We start from the raw sequence: 20,284 nt of genomic DNA, 5'->3' as shown, positions 1-20,284 counted from the left end.
CCATTGTCGGGCCGGGTGCGGGGCGGGGCAGGGGTGGTGGGGCCGCGGTCACTTGAGGCGGTCGGCGACGCGGTCGCGCAGCCAGTCCATGGTGAAGCCCCTGGGGTCGACCTTGCCGGGCTGCCATTCGCGGTGGCCGATGACCGAGCGGGCGCCCCAGCCGTGGACCCGGCAGACGGCGGCGGCCGCGCGGGCGATGGCGTCGAGCTGGGCGGGCGGCCAGGGGTCCTCGCCGTCGCCGAGGTTCTCGCACTCGAAGCCGTAGAAGTACCGGTTTCCGTCGGTGTCGGCGTGGTGGTCGGGCGGCAGCCGCTTCTCGGCGATCACGGCCGCCAGGACGTCGGAGTCGCCCGCGCCGGCGTGGTTGGTGCGGCCGTAGCCGACGAGGTGGACCCGGCCGTCCTTGGCGATGACGCCGTGGCAGAGGGGGCCGGGCAGGGCGGAGTCGCCGTCGCGGCAGAGCTGGACGGTGTACGCGGTGCCGTGCGTGACGGTGTGGTGGATCATCACCCCGTGTACCGGCCCCCAGGGGCCCTTGTGGTTGCGGTTGCGGGTGCGCCAGGCGCCTACCTCCACGACGGTCAGGCCTTCGGCGCGCAGCGCCTGGATGAACCGGTCAGCGGACATGGGTGCGGACATGGCCGCCTCCTTTCACCGTATGTGTTCGTCCGGTTACTTAACGGTGTAGTGGAGGCGGGTCTTCCGGGGATAGGGCGTATTTCGGCCAGTCGTCGCGCGGGACCGCGTGCCACGCCGGTGCGGGCCGGCCGTCAGGCCTGGGCCAGCCACAGGTCCGGTCCGAACACCTCGTAGTGGACGTCGCGGGCCCGGACGCCCTTGGCGATCAGCTGGGCGCGCACCGACCGCATGAAGGGGAGCGGCCCGCACAGATACGCCCTGGTGCCGGGGGTGACCGGGACGGCGGCGAGGTCGACGAGGCCGGTGGAGTCGCCCGCCTCGGCGCCGGATTCGTACCAGAAGCGGGCCGTGGCGTCGGTGAGCTTGTGGGTCAGGGCGCGGTGGTCCGAGCGCAGGGCGTGGTCGGCGGGGCTGCGGTCGGCGTGCACCACGGTGACCCGGCCGGTGTGCCCGGTTTCGGCCAGGTGTTCCAGCATCGACAGCATGGGCGTGCAGCCGATGCCCGCCGAGGCGAGCAGGACCGGCGCGTCCGTGTCCTGGAGCACCAGGTCCCCGTACGGGGCGGAGACGCGCAGGGTGTCGCCGGGGCGGACCCGGGCGTGGAGGTGGTGGGAGACCTCGCCGTCGGGGCCGCCGCCGGCGGCCGGGCCGTGGACCCGCTTGACGGTGATCGCGCGGACCGGGGAGCCGGGGGAGCTGGAGAGGCTGTACTGGCGTATCTGGCGGGCGCCGTCGGGGAGGCCGACCTGGACGGAGACGTACTGTCCGGGCTTGAAGCCGGGGGCCGGGGCGCCGTCGGCGGGGACCAGGTGGAAGGTGGTGCAGTCCGCCGTCTCCTCGACCCGCGCGGCCACCGTCCACTGCCGCCAGACGTCCCCGGCGAGCACCTGCCGTTCGGCGTAGAGCCGCTCCTCGGCGGCGATCAGGGCGTTCGCCATCAGCCAGTACACCTCGTCCCAGGCCTCGGCGACCTCGGGGGTGAGGGCCTCGCCGAGGACCTCGGTGATGGCCTCGAACAGGTGCCGGTGGACCACCGGGTACTGCTCGCGGGTGACGCCGAGCGAGGCGTGCTTGTGGGCGATGCGGTTCAGCATCACGTCGGGGCGGGTGTCCGGGTGGTCCACGAGGTGGGTGGCGAAGGCGGCGATGGAGCCGGCGAGGGCCTGCTTCTGGAGCCCGGCGTTCTGGTTGCCCCGGTTGAACAGGTCCCGGAGCAGGGCCGGGTGTGCCGCGAAGAGCTTCGCGTAGAACAGCTCCGTGATGTCCGTGATGGCGGCCCCGACGGCGGGCAGGGTGGCGCGTACGGTCGCGGTCGACTTCTCCGACAGCATGGCGGCTCCTCGCTTAATTGGTATCGTAGATTCGTATTAAAGGGCTCGGGGCGGCCCGTCGCCATACGGAGATCCGTTCGAAGGCGGGCCGGCGGGCGTGGTCAATCGGCCACTCGGCCGCCACCGCTCGAAATGCCCAGCAGCAGGGGCCCCGTGGGGGCCGCCACCAGCTCGTCCACCGTGAGCGGGTCCAGCGCGGCGAAGAACGCCTCCTGGGCCCGGCGCAGCGCCCCGCGCAGGACGCAGGCCCCGCGCAGCGGGCACGGGGTGGCCCCGTCGCAGTCCACGACGTCGCCGGCGCCCTCCAGCTCCCGCACCACCCCGCCCACCGACGCGGTGCGCCCGGCGGCGGTGAGCGCGAGCCCGCCGCCGCGGCCGCGCCGGGCCTCGACCAGTCCGAGATGCTGCAGCCTGGCGACCACCTTGGCGGTGTGGGTGTACGGGACCTCCATGGTCGCCGCCACCTCGCGGGTGGTGGGGAGGTCCGTGTCCTCGACGGCCAGGCGCATGAGCACGCGCAGCGCCAGGTCCGTGAATCGCGTCAGCCGCATGGGCCCAGCGTAGAAAACTGGCATCGCAGATACAAATTAAGAACGGGCGGCGTGCGACGCGGAGCGGCCGGGCGCGCGGGATGGCCGGAAGGGGTCGGGTCCCGAGGAGGAAACGTGAAGCAGTTGAACCTTTGAGCATGCCCCGGTCCGCCGGCGCCAGTCCCACCCGTTTGTGTAGTGGCCCGGCCACACAGCGCACTGGAAGGCTTCCGTCCCGCACATCATGGAGTGATCGGAAGGAAATACATGTCGGTCCAGGCAGGTTCCGAAGCCGAATCCCGGACGCCGCAGAGCAGTCTGGGGACCGCGGCCGCGCGGAACTTGGCAACCACGACCAAGTCCGCGCCGCAGATGCAGGAGATCACCTCCCGCTGGCTGCTGAAGACCCTCCCGTGGGTCCCGGTGCAGGGCGGCACCTACCGGGTCAACCGCCGCCTCAGCCACACCGTCGGCAACGGCGTCGTCGAGTTCGTCAAGACCGGCTCCCGCGTGCAGGTCATCCCGGCCGAACTCGGCGAGCTGCCGCTGCTGCGCGACTACGACGACGCGGAGGTCCTCACCGAACTCGCAGCCCGCTGCCGGCAGGTCGACTTCGAGGCCGGACAGGAGCTCACCTCCTTCGGCAGCCCCTCCGACCAGGTCTTCCTGCTCGCCCACGGCCGCGTCGAACAGATCGGCCCCGGCCCCTACGGCGAGGACGCCGTCCTGCGGACCGTCGCCGACGGCGCCTACTTCGGCGAGGCCTCCCTCACCGACGGGGCGGCCATCTGGGAGTACACCGCCCGCGCGGCCACCCCCGGTACGGCCCTCGTGCTGGCCCGCGAGGACTTCCAGCTCCTCGCCGACCGCGCCGACTCGCTGCGGGCACACGTGGACCGCGTACGCACCCGGCCGGCCCGGCCCACCAACCCGTACGGCGAGGCCGCGATCGAGCTCTCCGCCGGCCACGTCGGCGAGGCCGTCCTCCCCCGCGCCTTCGCCGACTACGAACCCCGTCCGCGCGAGTACGAACTCTCCATTGCACAAACGGTCCTGCGCGTCCACACCCGCGTCGCCGACCTCTACAACCACCCGATGAACCAGACCGAGCAGCAGCTGCGGCTCACGGTCGAGGCGCTGCGCGAGCGCCAGGAGCACGAGATGCTCAACAACCCGGAGTTCGGCCTGCTCCACAACGCCGACTACGACCAGCGCATCCAGCCTCACGACGGCGCGCCCACTCCGGACGACTTCGACGCCCTGCTCGGCATGCGGCGCGACTCCAAGCTGTTCCTCGCGCACCCCGAGGCCATCGCCGCCTTCGGCCGCGAGTGCAACAAGCGCGGGCTCTACCCCGAGACGGTCGACGTCGCCGGCACCCGGGTGACGGCCTGGCGGGGTGTGCCGATCTTCCCCTCCACCAAGATCCCGGTCACCGCGGCCCGTACGACCTCCATCCTGTGCATGCGCACCGGCGAGGAGGAGCAGGGCGTCATCGGCCTCCACCAGCCGGGCCTGCCCGACGAGATCGAGCCGAGCATGTCCGTGCGCTTCATGGGGATCAACGACCAGGCGATCATCTCCTACCTGGTCACCGCCTACTTCTCCGCCGCCGTCCTGGTGCCGGACGCGCTCGGCGTCCTGGAGAACGTCGAGATCGGCCGCTGGGACCGGTGACCGCGGACACCGCCGGCACCGTCGTCGCGGGCGAGGGGCAGGAAGCGGCGGCCCTGCTGGAAGCGGCGAGGGAGACGGTCGACCCGGAACTCCGGCGGGCCGTCGAGGGCCTGCCCGCGGCCATGCGCCGGGTGGCGATGTACCACTTCGGCTGGGAAGGCGAGGACGGCGGCCCCGGCGCCGGCGGCGCGGGCAAGGCCATCCGGCCCGCGCTCGTGCTCGCCTCGGCACAGGCCCTGGGCGCGCCCGCGCAGGCCGTCCGGGGCGCCGTACGGGCCGCGGCGGCCGTGGAACTCGCGCACAACTTCACGCTGCTGCACGACGACATCATCGACCGGGACCTCCGCCGCCGCGGGCGGCCGACCGCCTGGACCGTCTTCGGCACCCCGCCCGCGATCCTCGCGGGCGACGCCATGATGGCGCTCGCGCTGCGGCTGCTCGCCGAGGACCCGCACCCGGCCTCGGCGCGGGCCTCGGCCCGGCTCGCGGGCTGCGTGGTCGAGCTGTGCGAGGGGCAGCAGGCGGACTGCGCCTTCGAGGAGCGCGCGCACGTCTCGCTCGACGAGTGCCTGACCATGGCGACGGCCAAGACCGGGGCCCTCCTGGGCTGCGCGTGCGCGATGGGCGCCCTGTACGCGGGGGCCGGGCCGGAGGAGGTCGAGGCCATGGACGCCTTCGGGCGGGAGGCGGGGCTGGCCTTCCAGCTGATCGACGACCTGATCGGCATCTGGGGCGACCCCGGGCACACCGGCAAGCCCGCCGGGGCCGATCTCCTCGCCCGCAAGAAGTCCCTCCCGGTCGTGGCCGCCCTCACCTCGGGCACCGAGGCCGGGGAGGAGCTGGCGCTCCTGTACGCGGGCCCGCTGGAGGAGGACGACGTCTCCCGCGCGGCCCGGGCGGTGGAGCGGGCCGGCGGCCGCGACTGGGCGCAGGCCCATGCCGCCGACCGGATGGGCCGGGCGGTGCGGGAGCTGTCCCGGGCGGTGCCCGACCTCGCGGCGGCGGGCGGGCTGCTGGCGCTCGCGGAGTTCGTGACGCGGCGCACCAAGTAGCGGCCCGCCGGCCCGGTCCGGTGCCGCGGAGCGGTCTGTTCCGGCGCTGCGGGGCGCCGGAACAGGCCTTTTCCCGGGTGGGAGGCGGCAGGCGGGCACGGCAACTCTAGTATCACTCGCGGCAGTTGACCTGTGAGTGAAGGGTGTCACCCGTGGTGCTGGAGATACGTCAGGCGGACCGGTCGGACCGGGACGCGGTCGCGCGCCTGCTGGACGAGGCCTTCCGCGACGACCCGGTGAGCAGCTGGGTCTTCCCGGACCCCGAGCACCGGGCCGCCGTGCACGGCAGGTTCCTCGGGGTCTTCGTGGACGTCGCGCTGGCCGAGGGCCGCGTCGACTACGCGGCGGACGGCTCGGCGGCGGCGCTGTGGCTGCGGATCCCGGCGGGCGAGCCGGAGGGCGAGGACGAGGTGCCGGCGAAGATGCGGGCCGTCGCCGACCCGGACAACGAGCGGTGCGAGCTGGTCGGCCGGCTCACGGGGGAGGTGCACCCCACCTCCGAGGAGCACGAGTACCTGCTGATGATCGCGGTCGCGCCCGGCCGGCAGGGCGAGGGGCTGGGCACCGAGCTGATGCGGCCGGTACTGGAGCGCTGCGACCGGGAGGGGATACCGGCCTACCTGGAGGCGAGCAGCGAGCGCAGCAAGGGGTTGTACGAGCGGCTCGGGTGGGAGTTCACCGGTCAGGCCGTGCGGCTGCCCCAGGGGCCGCTGATGTGGCCGATGTGGCGCAAGCCGCGGGGATAGCGGGCGGGCGACGGGGCGTCCCCGGAAAAGGTCTTGGCAAAGTACTTCAAGTGAAGTACTTTCGTTGACGTGCCCCGGAGCGGCGGCATCCCCTGACGGAAGAGAATCGCTTGCGCAAGCTGACGTACTTCATCGCCACCACCGTCGACGGCTTCATCGGAGCCCCGGACGGCGATGCCGATTTCATCTACCGCTACGTGGACCCGGAGTTCATCGGCCTCCTGACGGCCGAGTACCCGGAGACGATCTCCAGCGCCGGACGCGAGCAGCTCGGCATCAAGGACGCCGCGCCCAAGCGCTTCGACACGGTGGTCATGGGCCGCAACACCTACGAGACCGGCCTCAAGGCGGGCGTCTCCAGCCCCTACGACCACATGCGCGAGCAGTACGTCGTCTCCCGCGGCCTCACCACCCCGCCGGACCCCGCCGTCCGGCTCATCAGCGGCGACCTCGTCGCCCGGGTGCGGGAGATGAAGGCGCGGGACGGGCTCGGCATCTGGCTGTGCGGCGGAGCCGACCTCGCGGCCCAGCTGATGGACGAGATCGACGAGTACATCGTCAAGACCTACCCCGTCGTCGTCGGGACCGGCATGCCGATGTCCCGTGCCGGGTTCGGCGTGCGCCCCCTGGAGCTCACCGGGTGCACCGCCCTCGGCGGCGGCCAGGTCGTCACCTCGTACGACGTCAAGCGCTGACGGCCGCGCACGCCACGAAGCGCGAAACCGGCCTACCGTGGAGGTATGGCCGGTGAACAGCAGCAGCACGAGCGCGGGACGGTCGCCCCGCGGGCCGGACACGAGCAGCGGTCGTGTCCGGCCTGCGGGCGTGCCGTGGAGACGGTGCTCCGACGGCGCAAGTCCCTGGGGATCTTCGTTCCCGAGTGGAGTCCGGGTCCCTGCCGGAACCCGGACTGCGCCCTCTACGTCCCCGTGGGGGCGGTCCCCTAGCCCTTGGCGTCCAGGCCCGAGGCGACCAGGCCGTTGGCCCACAGCTGGTTGACGCGCGAGCGCTCCGCGCTGTTCGGGGTGGCGTTCGTGCACGAGGTGCCCGGGCCGCCACCCGACATCAGCTCGCTGCACGGACCCGAGTAGTGGTCCGGCAGGCCCAGCACGTGACCGGTCTCGTGCGCCGTCACGCGGGTCGAGTTGTACTGCTGGTTCTGCCGGTAGTCCAGGAAGATGTAGCCCCGGCCGTGACCGTCCGTGCTCGCGTACGAGCCGCGGGAGTCGTTGCCCTCGTAGTAGGAGAAGTTCCCGCCCGAGGACACCTCCTGGAGCTTCACGTTGGCGACCGAGCCGTTCCAGATGCGGGTGGAGTTGGCTATCTGGGTTCGGAAGCTCGGTGCGTTGCGGGTGTTGTAGGTGACGGTGACGGCCAGCGCGCCCGGGTTCGCGGCCCGCTGCTCGGCGACCGAACGCTTCACGGCCTCGAAGAAGGCCCGGTTGGCGGCCTCGTTCTCCGCCGAACGCTCGTACGCGGCGTAGCTCGCCGGGCTGCCGGCGGGGGCGGCGGTCGCGGCCCCGGCCGTGGGGACGACACCGCCGATGGCGGCGGCGACACCGAGGCCGACGGCGGCGGCGGACAGCATGTTCCTGCGGGAGTGGCGCATGTGGGGGGCTCCTACTCAGCCGGTGCGGTGGGGGGTGGATGGGTCATCCGGTACCGGAGTCTGCGGGAGCCGATGGGGCCTGGGGATGATGTCAGAGCCCGATAGCGCGGAACTATCGGCCGGGTTTCGGCAAGATGCACCGTGGTCAACTGGCGTGAGAATGGCGGGATTCGGGGGGCTATCGGCGGCTGGTGCGGCACGCGGGGCCCGCCTACCCTCGGGTCATGGAGCTCGAGGTGAGGCACCTGCGCGCACTGTGCGCCATCGAGGACGCCGGCAGTCTGCACAAGGCCGCCCGGCAACTCGGCGTGAGCCAGCCCTCCCTGACGACGCAATTGCGCCGGATCGAACGCGCCCTGGACGGCGAGCTGTTCCTGCGCGAGCGGACCGGCTGCCGGCCCACGCCCTTCGGACGCACCGTCCTGGGGCGGGCGCGCCCGCTGCTCGCGGACATGGCCGCCCTGGTCGCCGAGGCCCGGGCGGCGGCGAGCGGACCCCGGCTGCGCATCGGTTCGACCGCGAGCCGGGCCCTGCCGGGCTGGCTGCGGCGGCTGCACCGGCGCGCACCGGAGACGGAGACGTCGCTGGTGGTGGACGTCTCGGCGAACGCGCTGCTGCGGATGACGGCGGGCGGCCAGCTGGACGTGGCCTTCGTGCACGAGGTCGAGGGCAGCCCGCTGCGGGTGCCGGACGGGCTGGAACTGCGGGTGCTGATGGAACGGGAGCCGCAGTTCGTGTCCATGAGCCGGGACCATCCCGCCGCGCGGTCGCCGGTGGTGGCGTTAGAGGACCTGGCCGGGGACCGCTGGACGGTGGACCCCTCGGTCGACGGCGAGTGGGACGGCCTGCGGCGGGTGTTCGCGGGGGCCGGGGTCGACCCGCCCGTGCTGCACGCCGACTACCACACGGCGACCTCCCTGATCGTCTCCGGCGAGGCGGTGGCGCCGTGCCAGCCGACGTCCGGACCGCGGGACGACATGGCCATCCGGCCGCTGTCGGGGGACCCGCTGGCGGTGCGGCTGCTCCTCGCGACGCGGCCGGGGGAGCACGCGGAGGTCTTCGAGGACCTCCGCGCCGCCTACCGCGAAGCCGCCCTCCGCACCCCGCCGTACCGGGCCTGGCTCCGCCGCAGCGGAAGCCCGCTGCTGGCGGCCTAGGGTCTGTACCCCGAACGCCGGCGGGGCTGGAGAGATCCAGCCCCGCCGGCGTTCGGCGTTCTCGGCCCCTCCGGCGCGTCAGGAAGGGGGTGCTTGACTTCGGGATGCCGCGATATATCGTGTCTACAGAAGACGCGATATGTTGCGTGCGTCAGCCTGAGGAGGAGCAGCACATGACAGAGCAGATGACGTGGTCCGTCGCCGCACCGCAGAAGCTCACCTTCGAGCAGCCGGTCCACGACCTCCGCGTACGCGTCGTCGGCGGCACCGTCAACGTGGTCGCCGCCGAGGAGGGACCGGCCCGGCTGGAGGTCGCCGCCGTCGACGGGCCGCCGCTGCACGTCGTCCAGGACGGCGGCACCCTCACGCTGTCCTACGAGGACCTCCCCTGGAACGGCACCCAGGGATTCCGGAAGTGGATCGAGGGCAAGCCCTGGAAGGCCTGGACCGGCTCCTCCCCGGACGGCCGCAAGGCCTGGGAGCGCAGCGTCACCGTGACGCTGACCGTCCCCGCCGGCACCCGCGTCCAGCTGGCCACCGTCAGCGCCGCCGCCTTCGTGTCCGGCATCTCCGGCGGCACCGAGGTCAACGGGGTCTCGGGCGACGCGACACTGGTCGGGCTCTCCGGGAGGGTGGAGGCGCGGACGGTGTCCGGCGGTGTCGAGGCGCAGTCCGTCGCCGGTGAGTTCGCCTTCCACTCCGTCTCCGGCGGCCTGACGGTGGTCGACGGCGCGGCCGGCAGCGTACGGGCCGACTCGGTCAGCGGCGACATGCTCATCGACCTCGTCCCCGACCCGGACGCCGCCGAGCCGGTGGACGTCTTCCTGAACTCCGTGTCCGGCCAGGTGGCCATCCGCCTCCCGCACCCCGCCGACGCCAAGGTCGAGGCCAACACCGCCACCGGCAGCGTCTCCAACGGCTTCGCGGACCTCCGCGTCACCGGCCAGTTCGGCGCCAAGCGGATCACCGGCACCCTCGGCGCCGGCAGCGGCACCCTGCGCGCCACCACCGTCTCCGGGGCGATCGCCCTGCTGAGCCGCCCGCAGGAGGCCCCCGCCGCTCCCCTCCAGCTCGACAAGAAGGTGCTCTGACATGCCGCCCGTCTTCGCCCACGGCCGTCTCCGCCTCTACCTCCTCAAACTGCTGGACGAGGCGCCCCGCCACGGGTACGAGGTGATCCGGCTGCTGGAGGAGCGCTTCCAGGGGCTGTACGCGCCCTCCGCGGGCACCGTGTACCCGCGGCTGGCCAAGCTGGAGGCCGAGGGGCTGGTCACGCACGCCACCGAGGGCGGGCGCAAGGTGTACTCCATCACCGAAGCGGGCCGCGCCGAGCTGGCGGACCGGGTCGGGGAGCTGGCGGACCTGGAGGTGGAGATCCGGGACTCCGTCTCCGAACTGGCCGCGGAGATCCGGGACGACGTGCGCGGCGCCGCCGGCGACCTGCGCCGCGAGATGCGGGCCGCGGCCTCCGCGACGGCGACGCACTTCGAGGACGAGTCCTGGAAGGCGGCCAAGGAGGAGTTCCGCAAGGCGAAGCAGGAGTGGAAGGAGCAGGCCCGCCGGGCCAAGGACGAGAGCCGCCGGGCCCGCGAGGAGGCCCAGCAGGCCCGCCGCCAGGCCAAGGAGGCCCAGGAGCGGGCCCGCGAGGAGGTACAGCGGATCGCCGCGCAGCTCCAGGAGCAGTTCGCCAAGTCCGGCGGCGTCCTGGGCAGCCTGGCCGGCGCCTGGCTGGGGAACGGCCACCCCGCCCCCGCCCCCGAGTGGGCGGCCGCCCCCGGGCCCGCGGGCTCGGGCTGGGCCGAGGACCTGACGCCCACCGCGGAACCGGCCCGGGACCTGGACCGGCTGCTGGACCGCTTCCGCGACGACGTCCGCGACGCGGCCCGCGACCACGGCGTGACCCCGGCCCAGCTCGCCGAGGCCCGCGCCCACCTGGCGGCCGCCGCCGCCCGCATCGCAACGGGCCTCAAGAGCTGACCGGGCCCAGGCCGTGTCTTCCGGATCTGGCTCCCCCAGCTACCGCTGGGAGGTACCCCCAGACCCGCGCCGCCCGGCACCGCACCTCGCCGCGTTGGCGGAGCACCCGAGTACGTCCAGTACAAGGGCGCCCCGCCAACGCGCCGATGCACGGCACCGGACAACGCGGGCGGAACCGGCAAGATCCGAAAGGCACGGCCTAGGCCGCGAGACCCGTCTCCGCCGTGGTGTAGGTGACCCCGTGGTCCGCGAGGACCTCGGAGACCGGGCCGGGGCGGGAGATCAGGGCCAGGAGCAGGTGGAGGGTGCCGATGTGGCGGTCCTTGCGGCCCAGGGCGACGCGCAGGGACTGCTCGAGGGCCTTCTTCGCGCCCTGGGTGAAGCGGATGTGCCGGTTCTCGGGTTCGGGGCGGCCCAGGGCCTCCCGGAGTGAGGCCGCCACGCCCCGCCTGCGGGGGGCCGGGGCCGCGAGGGCGCCCTCGCCGTGGGTCTCCTCGATCCGGGAGACGATCTCCGAGAGGTCGATGCCGAGGCCCGCGAGGGCCTCCTCGTCCGCCTTGGACATCCCGCCCCGGCGGCGGGCCGCTTCCAGGCCGGCGGCCACGGCCGTGCGGTCCAGGCCCAGCGGGGCCATCGCCCCGCCCTCCAGCAGGGAGAGGAGCAGGTGCTCCTCAGTGACCGCCCCGGCTCCCGCCGCGCGGGCCTGGGCCACCGCGCCCGTCACCGCGTCCCGCGCCTCCCGGGTGAAGCGTTCGAACATCACAGCCTCCCGTGCTTCTTGTGGACGGCCTGCCGGCTGACGCCCAGTTCGGACGCGATCTCCTGCCAGGACCAGCCCTGCGCGCGGGCGCTGCGCACCTGTACGGCCTCCAGCTGCTCCAGCAGCCTGCGGAGGGCGGCCACGGCGCGCAGGCCCACGCGCGGATCCTGGTCGCCGGCGCGTGCGGCGAGGTCGGTCGCTTCGCTCATGCCGTCAAGGTAGGTTGACGCGGGAGGGGTGTCAACCCCGGTTGACGGAGGGGAAGGGGGGATCAGACGGTGAGGACGATCTTTCCGAAGAGGTCTCCCGCTTCGAGCTTCTCGAAGCCCTCGCGAGCCCGGTCCAGTGGGAGGACCTGGTCGATGACGGGCCGGATGCCGGTGGCCGCGCAGAAGGACAGCAGGTCCTCCAGCTCGTCCTTGGTCCCCATGGTCGAGCCGACCACCTTCAGCTCCAGGAAGAAGATCCGGTGCAGCTCGCCCGCCGGCGGGGTGCCGCCGCTGGTCGCGCCCGAGATCACCAGGGTGCCGCCGGGGCGCAGGCTCTTGACCGAGTGCGACCAGGTGGCGGCGCCCACCGTCTCGATGACCGCGTCCACCCGGTGCGGGAGCCGCGCGCCCGGCTCGTACGCCTCCACCGCGCCCAGCTCCACGGCCCGCTTGCGCTTGGCCCCGTCACGGCTGGTGGCGAAGACGCGCAGGCCGGCGGCCTTGCCCAGGACGATCGCGGCGGTCGCGACGCCGCCGCCCGCGCCCTGGACGAGCACGGAGTCCCCGGGGCGGACCCCGGCGTTGGTGAAGAGCATCCGGTACGCCGTCAGCCAGGCCGTCGGGAGGCAGGCGGCCTCCTCGAAGGACAGCTCGGCGGGCTTGCGCAGCACGTTCCAGGCGGGGACGGTCACCTGCTCGGCGAAGGTGCCCTGGTAGCGCTCGGTGAGGATCGAGCGGGGCTCGTCGGGGCCGACCCCGTGGCCGCTCTGGCCGATCACGGAGTGCAGGACGACCTCGTTGCCGTCCTGGTCGGTCCCGGCGGCGTCACAGCCGAGGATCATGGGCAGTTTGTCCTCGCCGAGGCCGACCCCGCGCAGCGACCACAGGTCGTGGTGGTTGAGGGAGGCGGCCTTGACGTTGACGGTCACCCAGCCGGGGCGGGCCCCCGGAGCCGGGCGCTCGCCCAGCTCAAGGCCGTTCAGCGGCTGGTCTCGGTCGATTCGGGCGGCGTAGGCAGCGAACATGGCGCCAGACGCTACCGGTCGGTAGGCCGTTCTGACCAGGGGCGGGTGGGTGTGGGCCGGCTGGAGTGGAAGTACTGGTTCGGCGCTCAACTACCAGGCGTACCAGGCGGTTTGTGCCGTGCATAGGACTAACCGGAACGTCAAGAAGGCGCCTGGAGAGGGGTAGGATTCAAGCCATGCGGCGCGCTCGACATGAGCCTGTCATTCCCGTCGCGTTCTCGCTTTGCGTTCCCGCGTTCTTCCGCGCGCCCGGCAAGGAGGGCGGAACGACCCCTCCCGGTTCGGGGGCGGGGAGGGTGCGTTCCTGCGGGGGAACGACGCGCACGCGAAGGGGCCCGGCCGGATCGATCCGGCCGGGCCCCACCCGTCGCACTGTGACTCGGCGTGGCGCTCAGGCCAGGCGGGCCACCCCGTCGGCCTTCGCCGCGGCGGCGACCGCGGCCGTGACGGCCTCGGCGACGCGCTCGTCGAACGGCGAGGGGATCACGTAGTCGGCGGCGAGCTCGTCACCCACGACGCCGGCGATGGCGTCGGCGGCGGCGATCTTCATGCCCTCGGTGATCCGGGTCGCGCGGACCTTCAGGGCACCCGCGAAGATGCCCGGGAACGCCAGCACGTTGTTGATCTGGTTCGGGAAGTCCGAACGGCCGGTCGCCACGACGGCCGCGTACTTGTGCGCGACGTCGGGGTGGACCTCCGGGTTCGGGTTGGCCATGGCGAAGACGAAGGAGTTCCGCGCCATCGTGGCCACGGCCTCCTCGCCGACCGTGCCGCCGGAGACGCCGATGAAGACGTCCGCGCCCGCGAGGGCCTCCTCCAGCGTGCCGTTCAGACCGGTCTTGTTGGTCAGGCCCGCGATCTCCGCCTTGACGTCCGTCAGGTCGGAGCGCTCCGAGGAGACCACGCCCTTGCGGTCGGTGACGCAGACGTCGCCGATGCCCGCGTCGACCAGGATCTTGGCGATGGCGATGCCCGCCGCGCCGGCGCCCGCGATCACGGCGCGCAGGTCGCCGAGGGTGCGGCCGGTGAGCTTGGCCGCGTTGCGCAGGGCGGCCAGCGTCACGATGGCCGTGCCGTGCTGGTCGTCGTGGAAGATCGGGATGTCCAGCGCCTCCTGGAGGCGGCGCTCGATCTCGAAGCAGCGGGGGGCGGAGATGTCCTCCAGGTTGACCCCGCCGAAGGACGGCGCCAGACGGATGACCGTCTCGACGATCTCGTCCGTGTCCTTGGTCGCGAGCGCGATCGGAACCGCGTCCACGCCGCCGAACTGCTTGAAGAGAATGGCCTTGCCCTCCATCACGGGGAGGGAGGCCTCGGGGCCGATGTCACCGAGTCCGAGCACGGCCGTACCGTCGGTGACGACGGCGACCACGTTCGACTTCCAGGTGTACTCGTTCACCAGCTCCGGCTGCTCGGCGATGGCGGTGCACACTTTCGCCACGCCGGGGGTGTACGCCAGGGACAGGTCGTCCTTGTCGTTCACCGGCACCGTGGCCTGGATGGCCATCTTGCCGCCCCGGTGCAGCGCGAACACCGCATCGGGGTTGTTGTCCGTCGCACTGTCGCTGCGAGGGTTGACGATCTCCGCTGCCACTTCGTGTGACCCCTTAAGTCCTTTGAATCGTTGAGGGTGGCCACTCCTGGTTAAGGGGTGGGCGGGCACCGCGTTCGTACTCCGCATCGACGGTTGGACCGCCTCCGCGGAGGGGAGGTTCGTACGCGCGGGCGCGCCGCACGCGCGCCCTGAGCCCCGGATGAGGGGTGTAAGGATCTGTTCTACCCGAAGAACACTCGCCCAGACGAGTCGATTCCGGACTGATCGTAGGGTCCTTGCCCCGGTTTTGGCTAAAAGTCCAAATCTCTCTGTCCAGCAGGCGAGACGCACCGTAAATAGTGAGGTGAAAACGCCAGGTCACGGGGGTTTGTGCGGCTCCGATGGGCCTTGCCCGCAGTCCTGTTGGGTAGTCGGGGGCGCCCGTTATCTGATTTTGACCTCACGGGCACCCTGAATGCGTCAGTCCGAATGGCAAGATGCCGTAATCACACAAGGTCGCGGCACTCGATGGTGCGTGCCCGCCCTCTCTCGGATGCTTTTCCACCCCTGTCGGAGGAACCGCTCATGACCGCAAGCACCACCCGTCGTACGACCGCCGCCCGGTCCCGGATCGCCGCGGTCGGCGCGATCGCGGTCGCCGGCGCCCTGATCCTCACGGGATGTGGCGACCAGACCGAGGGCAACGGCTCCTCGGACTCGGGCAAGACCGACAACAGCGCCCCGCTGTTCTCGAAGCTCCCGAAGAAGATCCAGGACGCGGGTGTCGTCAAGGTCGGCTCCGACACGGCCTACGCGCCGATGGAGTTCGTCGACGGCGGCAAGATCGTCGGTGTGGACCCCGACATCGCCGAGGCCCTCGGCAAGCAGCTCGGCGTGAAGTTCCAGTTCACCTCCGGCACCTTCGACGGCCTGATCACCTCCCTGGAGACCGGGCGCCAGGACATCGCGATGTCCTCCATCACGGACAACAAGAAGCGCCAGGAAGGCCTCGACGACAAGGGCCAGAAGATCGGCAAGGGCGTCGACTTCGTCGACTACTTCTCCTCCGGCGTCTCGCTCCTGGTCAAGAAGGGCAACCCGCAGGGCATCAAGTCCCTCGACGACCTCTGCGGCAAGACCGTCGCCGTCCAGCGCGGCACCACGTACGAGGACACCTTCAAGGCCCAGGCCGAGAAGTGCGGCGACAAGAAGCTCACCATCGAGGCGTTCGACACCGACGCCGAGGCCCAGACCCGCGTCAAGGCCGGCGGCGCCGTCGCCGACCTCAACGACTTCCCGGTCACCGCCTACACGGCGAAGACCTCCGGCGGCGGCAACGACTTCGAGGTCGGCGGCGCGCAGGCCGACGTCGGCCTCTTCGGCATCGCGGTCTCCAAGGAGAACACCCAGCTGCGCGACGCGCTCAAGGAAGCCCTCGACGCCATCATCAAGGACGGCTCCTACGCCAAGGTCCTGGAGAAGTGGAACGTGAAGGACAGCGCCGTGCAGTCCGCCACGATCAACGCCGGCAAGTGATCCGAGAGCTCCACTGAAGGGCAGTCATTGTGACTGACAAGATCGACAAGGGTCCGGCCGCCACTCCGGCCGGACCCGGCGCCTCGGGCAACCCCTACGAGGCGATCAAGGCCATCCCCGTACGGCACTACGGTCGCTGGATCAGCGCCGTCGTGGTCGCCGTCATCCTGGCGTGGCTCGTCTACGCCTTCTCCCAGGGCAAGATCATCTGGGGCACGGTCGGCGACAAGCTGTTCGACCCCGCGGTCCTCAGCGGCCTCGGCAACACCATCATCATCAGCATCTCGGCCATGGCGCTCGGCCTGGCGCTCGGCATCCTCTTCGCCGTGATGCGGCTGTCGAAGAACCCGGTCACGAGCTTCGTCTCCTGGCTCTACATCTGGTTCTTCCGCGGCACCCCGGTCTACGTGCAGCTGCTGGTCTGGTTCAGCCTCCCGCTGATCTTCCAGTACATCAACCTGGGCCCGATCTACAAGAACGAGACCGTCGACGTCATGACGCCGTTCATGGTCGCCCTCCTGGGCCTCGGCCTGAACGAGGGCGCCTACATGGCGGAGATCGTCCGTGCGGGCATCCAGTCCGTCGACGAGGGCCAGACCGAGGCCTCGCACGCGCTCGGCATGACCCAGACGCAGACCATGCGCCGCGTCGTGCTGCCGCAGGCGATGCGCGTGATCATCCCGCCGACCGGCAACGAGTTCATCAACATGCTGAAGACCTCCTCCCTGGTCTCGGCGGTGCAGTACACCGAACTCCTGCGCGCCAGCTCCAACATCGGCAGCACCGCCGGCGCCGTCATCGAGATGTACTTCGTGGCCTCCATCTGGTACCTCGCGCTGACCAGCGTCTTCAGCGTCGGCCAGTACTACCTGGAGCGCCGCTACGCCCGCGGCTCGCTGCGCAGCCTCCCGCCCACCCCGTTCGAGCGGCTCAAGGCCAACCTGAACATGTTCCGCCGTACGGAGGTGGCGAAGTGACCGCCCAGCCGATGGTCAAGGCCGAAGGGGTTCACAAGTCCTACGGCGCCGCCCACATCCTGCGCGGCATCGACCTCGAGGTCGCCCCCCGCGAGGTCTTCTGCCTGGTCGGCCCGTCCGGCTCCGGCAAGTCCACCTTCCTGCGCTGCATCAACCACCTGGAGCGCATCAACGCCGGCCGGCTCTCGGTCGACGGCCAGCTGGTGGGCTACAAGCAGAAGGGCGACAAGCTCTACGAGCTGAAGGACAGCGAGGTCGCGGCCCAGCGCCGGGACATCGGCATGGTCTTCCAGCGCTTCAACCTCTTCCCGCACATGACGGCCATGGAGAACGTCATGGAAGCCCCGGTCATGGTCAAGGGCGAGAGCAGGGCCGTGGCGCGCGAGCGCGCCGCCAAGCTCCTGGACCGCGTCGGCCTCGGCACCAAGGGCGGGAACTACCCGTCCCAGCTCTCCGGCGGCCAGCAGCAGCGCGTGGCGATCGCCCGGGCGCTGGCCATGGAGCCGAAGCTGATGCTCTTCGACGAGCCCACCTCGGCCCTGGACCCGGAGCTCGTCGGCGACGTCCTCGACGTCATGCGGGACCTGGCCGAGTCGGGCATGACCATGATCGTGGTGACCCACGAGATGGGCTTCGCCCGCGAGGTCGGCGACAACCTCGTCTTCATGGACGGCGGCGTCGTGGTCGAGTCCGGCAACCCGCGCGACGTGCTGGGCAACCCGCAGCACGAGCGGACGAAGGCGTTCCTCTCCAAGGTGCTGTAGCGCTCCGCGGGAACGCGTGCGCGGTTCCCCGCCCCCCGGCGGGGTGCGGAAGGGGCGGTACGGACATCCGTACCGCCCCTTCGGGCTGCCGCCCGGAATTCCTACTTGAGACCTAGGACCAGCGCGTCCGAGGGGGAGCGCCAGACCGAGCGGGCCTCGGCGAAGCCCGCCTCCCGCAGGGTGCGGGCGTGCCAGGCCTCGTCGGGGGTGTCGCCGTCGGCGTGCTCCCCGTAGATCTCGAACCTGGCCTTCACCGCCTCGGCCAGCACCGGGTCGGAGCCGGCCAGGGCCCACCACTCCCGCCAGTCCAGGACCCCCGCCGCCCGGGCCCGGTCCATCCCGGCGTGCCGGTGGGCGTGCTCGGCGGCGCCGATCCGCGGGGTGGCGGGGTCGGGCATGTGGTCGGCGTTCATGAAGACCCCGCCGGGGCGCACCAGTGGCGCGATCCGCCCGTACAGGACCGCCAGCTCCGCGCTGGGCAGCCAGTGCAGGGCGGTCGCCGTCAGCACGGCGTCGTACGACTCGTACGGGAGGGCCGCGCGCCAGTCGGGGTCCTTGAGGTCGGCGGTCACGAAGGTGACTCGGTCGTCGCCGGCGAAGTGGCCCCGGGCGATCGTCAGCAGCGCGGGGTCGAGATCCAGCCCGGTGCTCGTCGCCCCCGGGAACCGCCGCAGCAGCCGGTCCGTGATACTTCCCGTACCGCACGCGAGGTCCAGCACCCGGGGGGAGGGGCCGACGAAGGCCTCGACCATGTCGAGCATCACCCGGAACCGTTCCTCGCGGTCGGGCATGTACCACTCCTGCTGGCGGTCCCAGCTCTCCTGCCAGGCCCGCCAGTCCGTACCGAACGAGCCAGTCACAGCGTCCGCCATCCCGAACCCCTCCACACGTAATACCCTCGAAGCCTAAGCAGCCGTTACTCGGCTGATGCCGACACTAACCCGCAGCCGTAAGGACTACAAGTGGAACTGGCCCATTACTCGGACTTCGCCGTGCGCCTGGTCAACACCGAGGAGCCGGCCCGCGGCAAGGACGCCCTCACCTCCGTCGACGACGTCCGCGCCCTCTTCGGCGCCAGCGTCCAGATGGCCCGCCGGGTCACCGACACCGACGTCACCCGCTTCCGCAACGTCCGCGGCCGGCTCCGCGCCGTCTTCGAGGCCGCCGACGGCGGCGACCACGCCCTCGCCGTCGACCTCCTCAACTCCCTCCTCATGGAGTTCCCCGTCAGCCCCCAGGTCACCGGCCACGACACCCCCCGCGACGACGGCAGCCCCGACTGGCACCTCCACCTCGCCGAACACCCCTCCAACGCCTCCGCCGGCTACGCCGCCATGGCCGCCATGGGACTCGCCTTCGCCGTCACCGAACACGGCCCCGACCGGCTCGGCCTCTGCCAGGCGCCGCCCTGCCGCAACGCCTACCTCGACACCTCCACCAACCGCTCCCGCCGCTACTGCTCCGACCGCTGCGCCACCCGCGCCAACGTCGCGGCCTACCGCGCCCGCAAGCGGCTGGAGGCCGAGGCGTCCGCCCGCAGCGGCCGTACCGCCGACCACGCCCAGGACAGCCGCGCCCTCAGCGAACGCTGACCCGCCGGACGCGGCCGCAGCCGCAGGAACGCCACCGCCAGCACCAGTTCCTCGGGGACCGCGCCGTAGTCGGTGCTGTCCCCGGTCTCGTTGAACGGGTTGTCCCCGAGCATCCACCAGCCGCCCGGCCGGCGCTCCGCCGCCCGCTTCACCACCAGCAGGTCCTGCTGCAGCGGGTGCCGGAACACCACCACGTCACCCGGCCGGACCAACGCCCCGTACCGGACCGCCAGCCGGTCCCCGTGCACCAGCGTCGGCACCATCGACGGCCCCGTCACCTCCGTGATCCCCACGCGCGTCCGCGCCTGCCCGCTCCGCACCATCTCCGGCCTCCTCATCGCTCCCCGCATGCTGCCGCACGGCCCCGTACGTTCGCTCACCCCCGCTCGGCCGGGGCTGGACTTTTGTCCTAAGCCCATGGGGGCGCCCGCGATTTCCGGATTCTCAGCGAGTAATCTCCACCCTTGAGAAGACGATCACGAGGAGGACCCACTCCAATGCTTTCCCGCTTCTTCGCCCCCAAGGTGAAGGTCTCCGCCCACTGCGACCTGCCCTGCGGCGTGTACGACCCGGCCCAGGCCCGCATCGAGGCCGAGTCCGTCAAGGCCGTCCAGGAGAAGTACCAGGCCAACGAGGACGCGGACTTCCGCGCGCGCGCCATCACCATCAAGGAGCAGCGCGCCGAGCTCGCGAAGCACCACGTCTCGGTGCTGTGGAGCGACTACTTCAAGCCCCCGCACTTCGAGAAGTACCCCCAGCTCCACACCCTGGTCAACGACACCCTGAAGGCCCTCTCGGCCGCCAAGGCGTCGAACGACCCGGCGACCGGTGCCAAGGCCCTGGAGCTCATCGCCGAAATCGACCGCATCTTCTGGGAGACGAAGGCCGCCTGATCCGGCCCCGCCCCCGCGGCACACGACTGAGGGGCCCGACCGCACGCGGTCGGGCCCCTCAGTCGTGCGTACGGGCTGCTCGGACTACTCGTCGTCCTCGTCCTCGTCGTCCAGCCGGGCCAGCCAGGTCGCCAGGCGTTCCACCGGGACCTCGAAGTCCGGGTTGAGGTCGACGAACGTGCGGAGCTGCTCGGCGAGCCACTCGAAGGTGACCTCCTCCTCGCCGCGCCGCTTCTCCAGCTCCTCGATGCCGCGATCGGTGAAGTACAAGTCGGG

General features: G+C 71.8%; 24 protein-coding genes. 13 read left to right on the top strand and 11 right to left on the bottom strand.

Translation table 11 applies throughout. The features are described from left to right. Positions 1–48 precede the first annotated feature (48 nt). The 3 genes from ABD973_RS09965 to ABD973_RS09955 all read right to left on the bottom strand — a co-directional run bounded on the left by ABD973_RS09965 (position 49) and on the right by ABD973_RS09955 (position 2,521). Entirely contained in the window at positions 49–639 is a 591-nt protein-coding gene (locus ABD973_RS09965) for a peptidoglycan recognition protein family protein (RefSeq protein WP_125602908.1), read from the bottom strand. Positions 640–770: 131 nt separating this feature from the next. After that, entirely contained in the window at positions 771–1,970 is a 1,200-nt protein-coding gene (locus tag ABD973_RS09960) for a globin domain-containing protein (protein WP_345499874.1), read from the bottom strand. A 101-nt stretch (positions 1,971–2,071) separates the two neighbouring features. Next, on the bottom strand, positions 2,072–2,521 hold the full coding sequence (locus tag ABD973_RS09955; protein ID WP_125602910.1) for an RrF2 family transcriptional regulator: 450 nt from the start codon (positions 2,519–2,521) through the stop codon (positions 2,072–2,074). 246 nt (positions 2,522–2,767) lie between these two features. Between ABD973_RS09955 and ABD973_RS09950 the strand changes: the two genes are divergently transcribed. From ABD973_RS09950 to ABD973_RS09930, 5 genes are all read left to right on the top strand, one after another. Beyond that, positions 2,768–4,177 (top strand): family 2B encapsulin nanocompartment shell protein, encoded by a 1,410-nt coding sequence (locus tag ABD973_RS09950; protein ID WP_125822465.1) that lies wholly within the window; start codon positions 2,768–2,770, stop codon positions 4,175–4,177. Then, positions 4,165–5,229, top strand: coding sequence for a family 2 encapsulin nanocompartment cargo protein polyprenyl transferase (locus tag ABD973_RS09945; protein ID WP_345504540.1), 1,065 nt, complete (start codon positions 4,165–4,167; stop codon positions 5,227–5,229). Before ABD973_RS09950 ends, ABD973_RS09945 begins: the two co-directional genes overlap by 13 nt. A 152-nt stretch (positions 5,230–5,381) precedes the next feature. Continuing rightward, entirely contained in the window at positions 5,382–5,975 is a 594-nt protein-coding gene (locus ABD973_RS09940) for a GNAT family N-acetyltransferase (RefSeq protein WP_125822467.1), read from the top strand. 110 nt (positions 5,976–6,085) lie between these two features. After that, positions 6,086–6,670, top strand: coding sequence for a dihydrofolate reductase family protein (locus ABD973_RS09935; RefSeq protein ID WP_345499870.1), 585 nt, complete (start codon positions 6,086–6,088; stop codon positions 6,668–6,670). A gap of 45 nt (positions 6,671–6,715) precedes the next feature. Further along, positions 6,716–6,922, top strand: coding sequence for a hypothetical protein (locus ABD973_RS09930; RefSeq protein ID WP_125822469.1), 207 nt, complete (start codon positions 6,716–6,718; stop codon positions 6,920–6,922). Here the strand turns inward: ABD973_RS09930 and snpA are convergent. Further along, a complete protein-coding gene (snpA, locus tag ABD973_RS09925) occupies positions 6,919–7,584 on the bottom strand; it encodes a snapalysin (RefSeq protein ID WP_206436561.1) in 666 nt (221 codons plus the stop codon). The genes ABD973_RS09930 and snpA overlap by 4 nt on opposite strands. A 224-nt stretch (positions 7,585–7,808) precedes the next feature. Between snpA and ABD973_RS09920 the strand changes: the two genes are divergently transcribed. From ABD973_RS09920 to ABD973_RS09910, 3 genes are all read left to right on the top strand, one after another. Beyond that, positions 7,809–8,741, top strand: coding sequence for a LysR family transcriptional regulator (locus tag ABD973_RS09920; protein ID WP_125602915.1), 933 nt, complete (start codon positions 7,809–7,811; stop codon positions 8,739–8,741). Positions 8,742–8,914: 173 nt separating this feature from the next. After that, on the top strand, positions 8,915–9,832 hold the full coding sequence (locus ABD973_RS09915; RefSeq protein WP_125602916.1) for a DUF4097 family beta strand repeat-containing protein: 918 nt from the start codon (positions 8,915–8,917) through the stop codon (positions 9,830–9,832). A gap of 1 nt (position 9,833) precedes the next feature. Then, a complete protein-coding gene (locus tag ABD973_RS09910; RefSeq protein WP_125822471.1) occupies positions 9,834–10,718 on the top strand; it encodes a PadR family transcriptional regulator in 885 nt (294 codons plus the stop codon). 199 nt (positions 10,719–10,917) lie between these two features. On the opposite strand, the gene ABD973_RS09905 is transcribed toward ABD973_RS09910, so the two are convergent. The 4 genes from ABD973_RS09905 to ABD973_RS09890 form a co-directional block, all read right to left on the bottom strand. Then, on the bottom strand, positions 10,918–11,478 hold the full coding sequence (locus tag ABD973_RS09905; RefSeq protein WP_125822472.1) for a Clp protease N-terminal domain-containing protein: 561 nt from the start codon (positions 11,476–11,478) through the stop codon (positions 10,918–10,920). Beyond that, on the bottom strand, positions 11,478–11,687 hold the full coding sequence (locus ABD973_RS09900; protein ID WP_125822473.1) for an RNA polymerase sigma factor sigma-70 region 4 domain-containing protein: 210 nt from the start codon (positions 11,685–11,687) through the stop codon (positions 11,478–11,480). The genes ABD973_RS09905 and ABD973_RS09900 overlap by 1 nt, the downstream gene beginning before the upstream one ends. A 62-nt stretch (positions 11,688–11,749) precedes the next feature. Further along, a complete protein-coding gene (locus ABD973_RS09895; RefSeq protein ID WP_125822474.1) occupies positions 11,750–12,712 on the bottom strand; it encodes a zinc-binding dehydrogenase in 963 nt (320 codons plus the stop codon). 391 nt (positions 12,713–13,103) lie between these two features. Continuing rightward, on the bottom strand, positions 13,104–14,306 hold the full coding sequence (locus ABD973_RS09890; RefSeq protein WP_125822475.1) for an NAD(P)-dependent malic enzyme: 1,203 nt from the start codon (positions 14,304–14,306) through the stop codon (positions 13,104–13,106). A gap of 525 nt (positions 14,307–14,831) precedes the next feature. Between ABD973_RS09890 and ABD973_RS09885 the strand changes: the two genes are divergently transcribed. From ABD973_RS09885 to ABD973_RS09875, 3 genes are read left to right on the top strand one after another with little or no spacing between them, the layout of a single operon-like run. Then, the gene (locus ABD973_RS09885) at positions 14,832–15,782 is read left to right on the top strand and encodes an ABC transporter substrate-binding protein (protein ID WP_125822476.1); all 951 of its coding nucleotides are present in this window, start codon (positions 14,832–14,834) and stop codon (positions 15,780–15,782) included. 29 nt (positions 15,783–15,811) lie between these two features. Continuing rightward, positions 15,812–16,759 (top strand): amino acid ABC transporter permease, encoded by a 948-nt coding sequence (locus ABD973_RS09880; protein ID WP_007266485.1) that lies wholly within the window; start codon positions 15,812–15,814, stop codon positions 16,757–16,759. Positions 16,760–16,770: 11 nt separating this feature from the next. Next, complete coding sequence (locus ABD973_RS09875) at positions 16,771–17,523, top strand: amino acid ABC transporter ATP-binding protein (RefSeq protein ID WP_185899622.1); 753 nt, start codon at positions 16,771–16,773, stop codon at positions 17,521–17,523. 101 nt (positions 17,524–17,624) lie between these two features. Here the strand turns inward: ABD973_RS09875 and ABD973_RS09870 are convergent, their stop codons facing one another. Beyond that, on the bottom strand, positions 17,625–18,395 hold the full coding sequence (locus ABD973_RS09870) for a class I SAM-dependent methyltransferase (RefSeq protein ID WP_125822477.1): 771 nt from the start codon (positions 18,393–18,395) through the stop codon (positions 17,625–17,627). A 90-nt stretch (positions 18,396–18,485) separates the two neighbouring features. Between ABD973_RS09870 and ABD973_RS09865 the strand changes: the two genes are divergently transcribed. Continuing rightward, positions 18,486–19,115, top strand: coding sequence for a CGNR zinc finger domain-containing protein (locus tag ABD973_RS09865; protein ID WP_125602872.1), 630 nt, complete (start codon positions 18,486–18,488; stop codon positions 19,113–19,115). Here ABD973_RS09865 and sodX read toward each other — a convergent pair. Then, positions 19,019–19,453, bottom strand: a complete 435-nt coding sequence (gene sodX, locus ABD973_RS09860; RefSeq protein WP_125822478.1) for a nickel-type superoxide dismutase maturation protease — start codon at positions 19,451–19,453, stop codon at positions 19,019–19,021. The two genes, ABD973_RS09865 and sodX, sit on opposite strands and share 97 nt — an antisense overlap. Positions 19,454–19,612: 159 nt before the next feature. Between sodX and sodN the strand changes: the two genes are divergently transcribed. Further along, positions 19,613–20,008 (top strand): superoxide dismutase, Ni, encoded by a 396-nt coding sequence (gene sodN, locus ABD973_RS09855; protein WP_007266490.1) that lies wholly within the window; start codon positions 19,613–19,615, stop codon positions 20,006–20,008. Between the two features lie 84 nt (positions 20,009–20,092). On the opposite strand, the gene ABD973_RS09850 is transcribed toward sodN, so the two are convergent. Continuing rightward, a complete protein-coding gene (locus tag ABD973_RS09850) occupies positions 20,093–20,278 on the bottom strand; it encodes a DUF6104 family protein (protein ID WP_007266501.1) in 186 nt (61 codons plus the stop codon). Positions 20,279–20,284 lie beyond the last annotated feature (6 nt).

It is taken from the genome of Streptomyces racemochromogenes (genome assembly GCF_039535215.1).
Classification (GTDB): Bacteria; Actinomycetota; Actinomycetes; order Streptomycetales; family Streptomycetaceae; genus Streptomyces; species Streptomyces racemochromogenes.
This window is presented reverse-complemented; position numbering and strand designations above follow the sequence as displayed.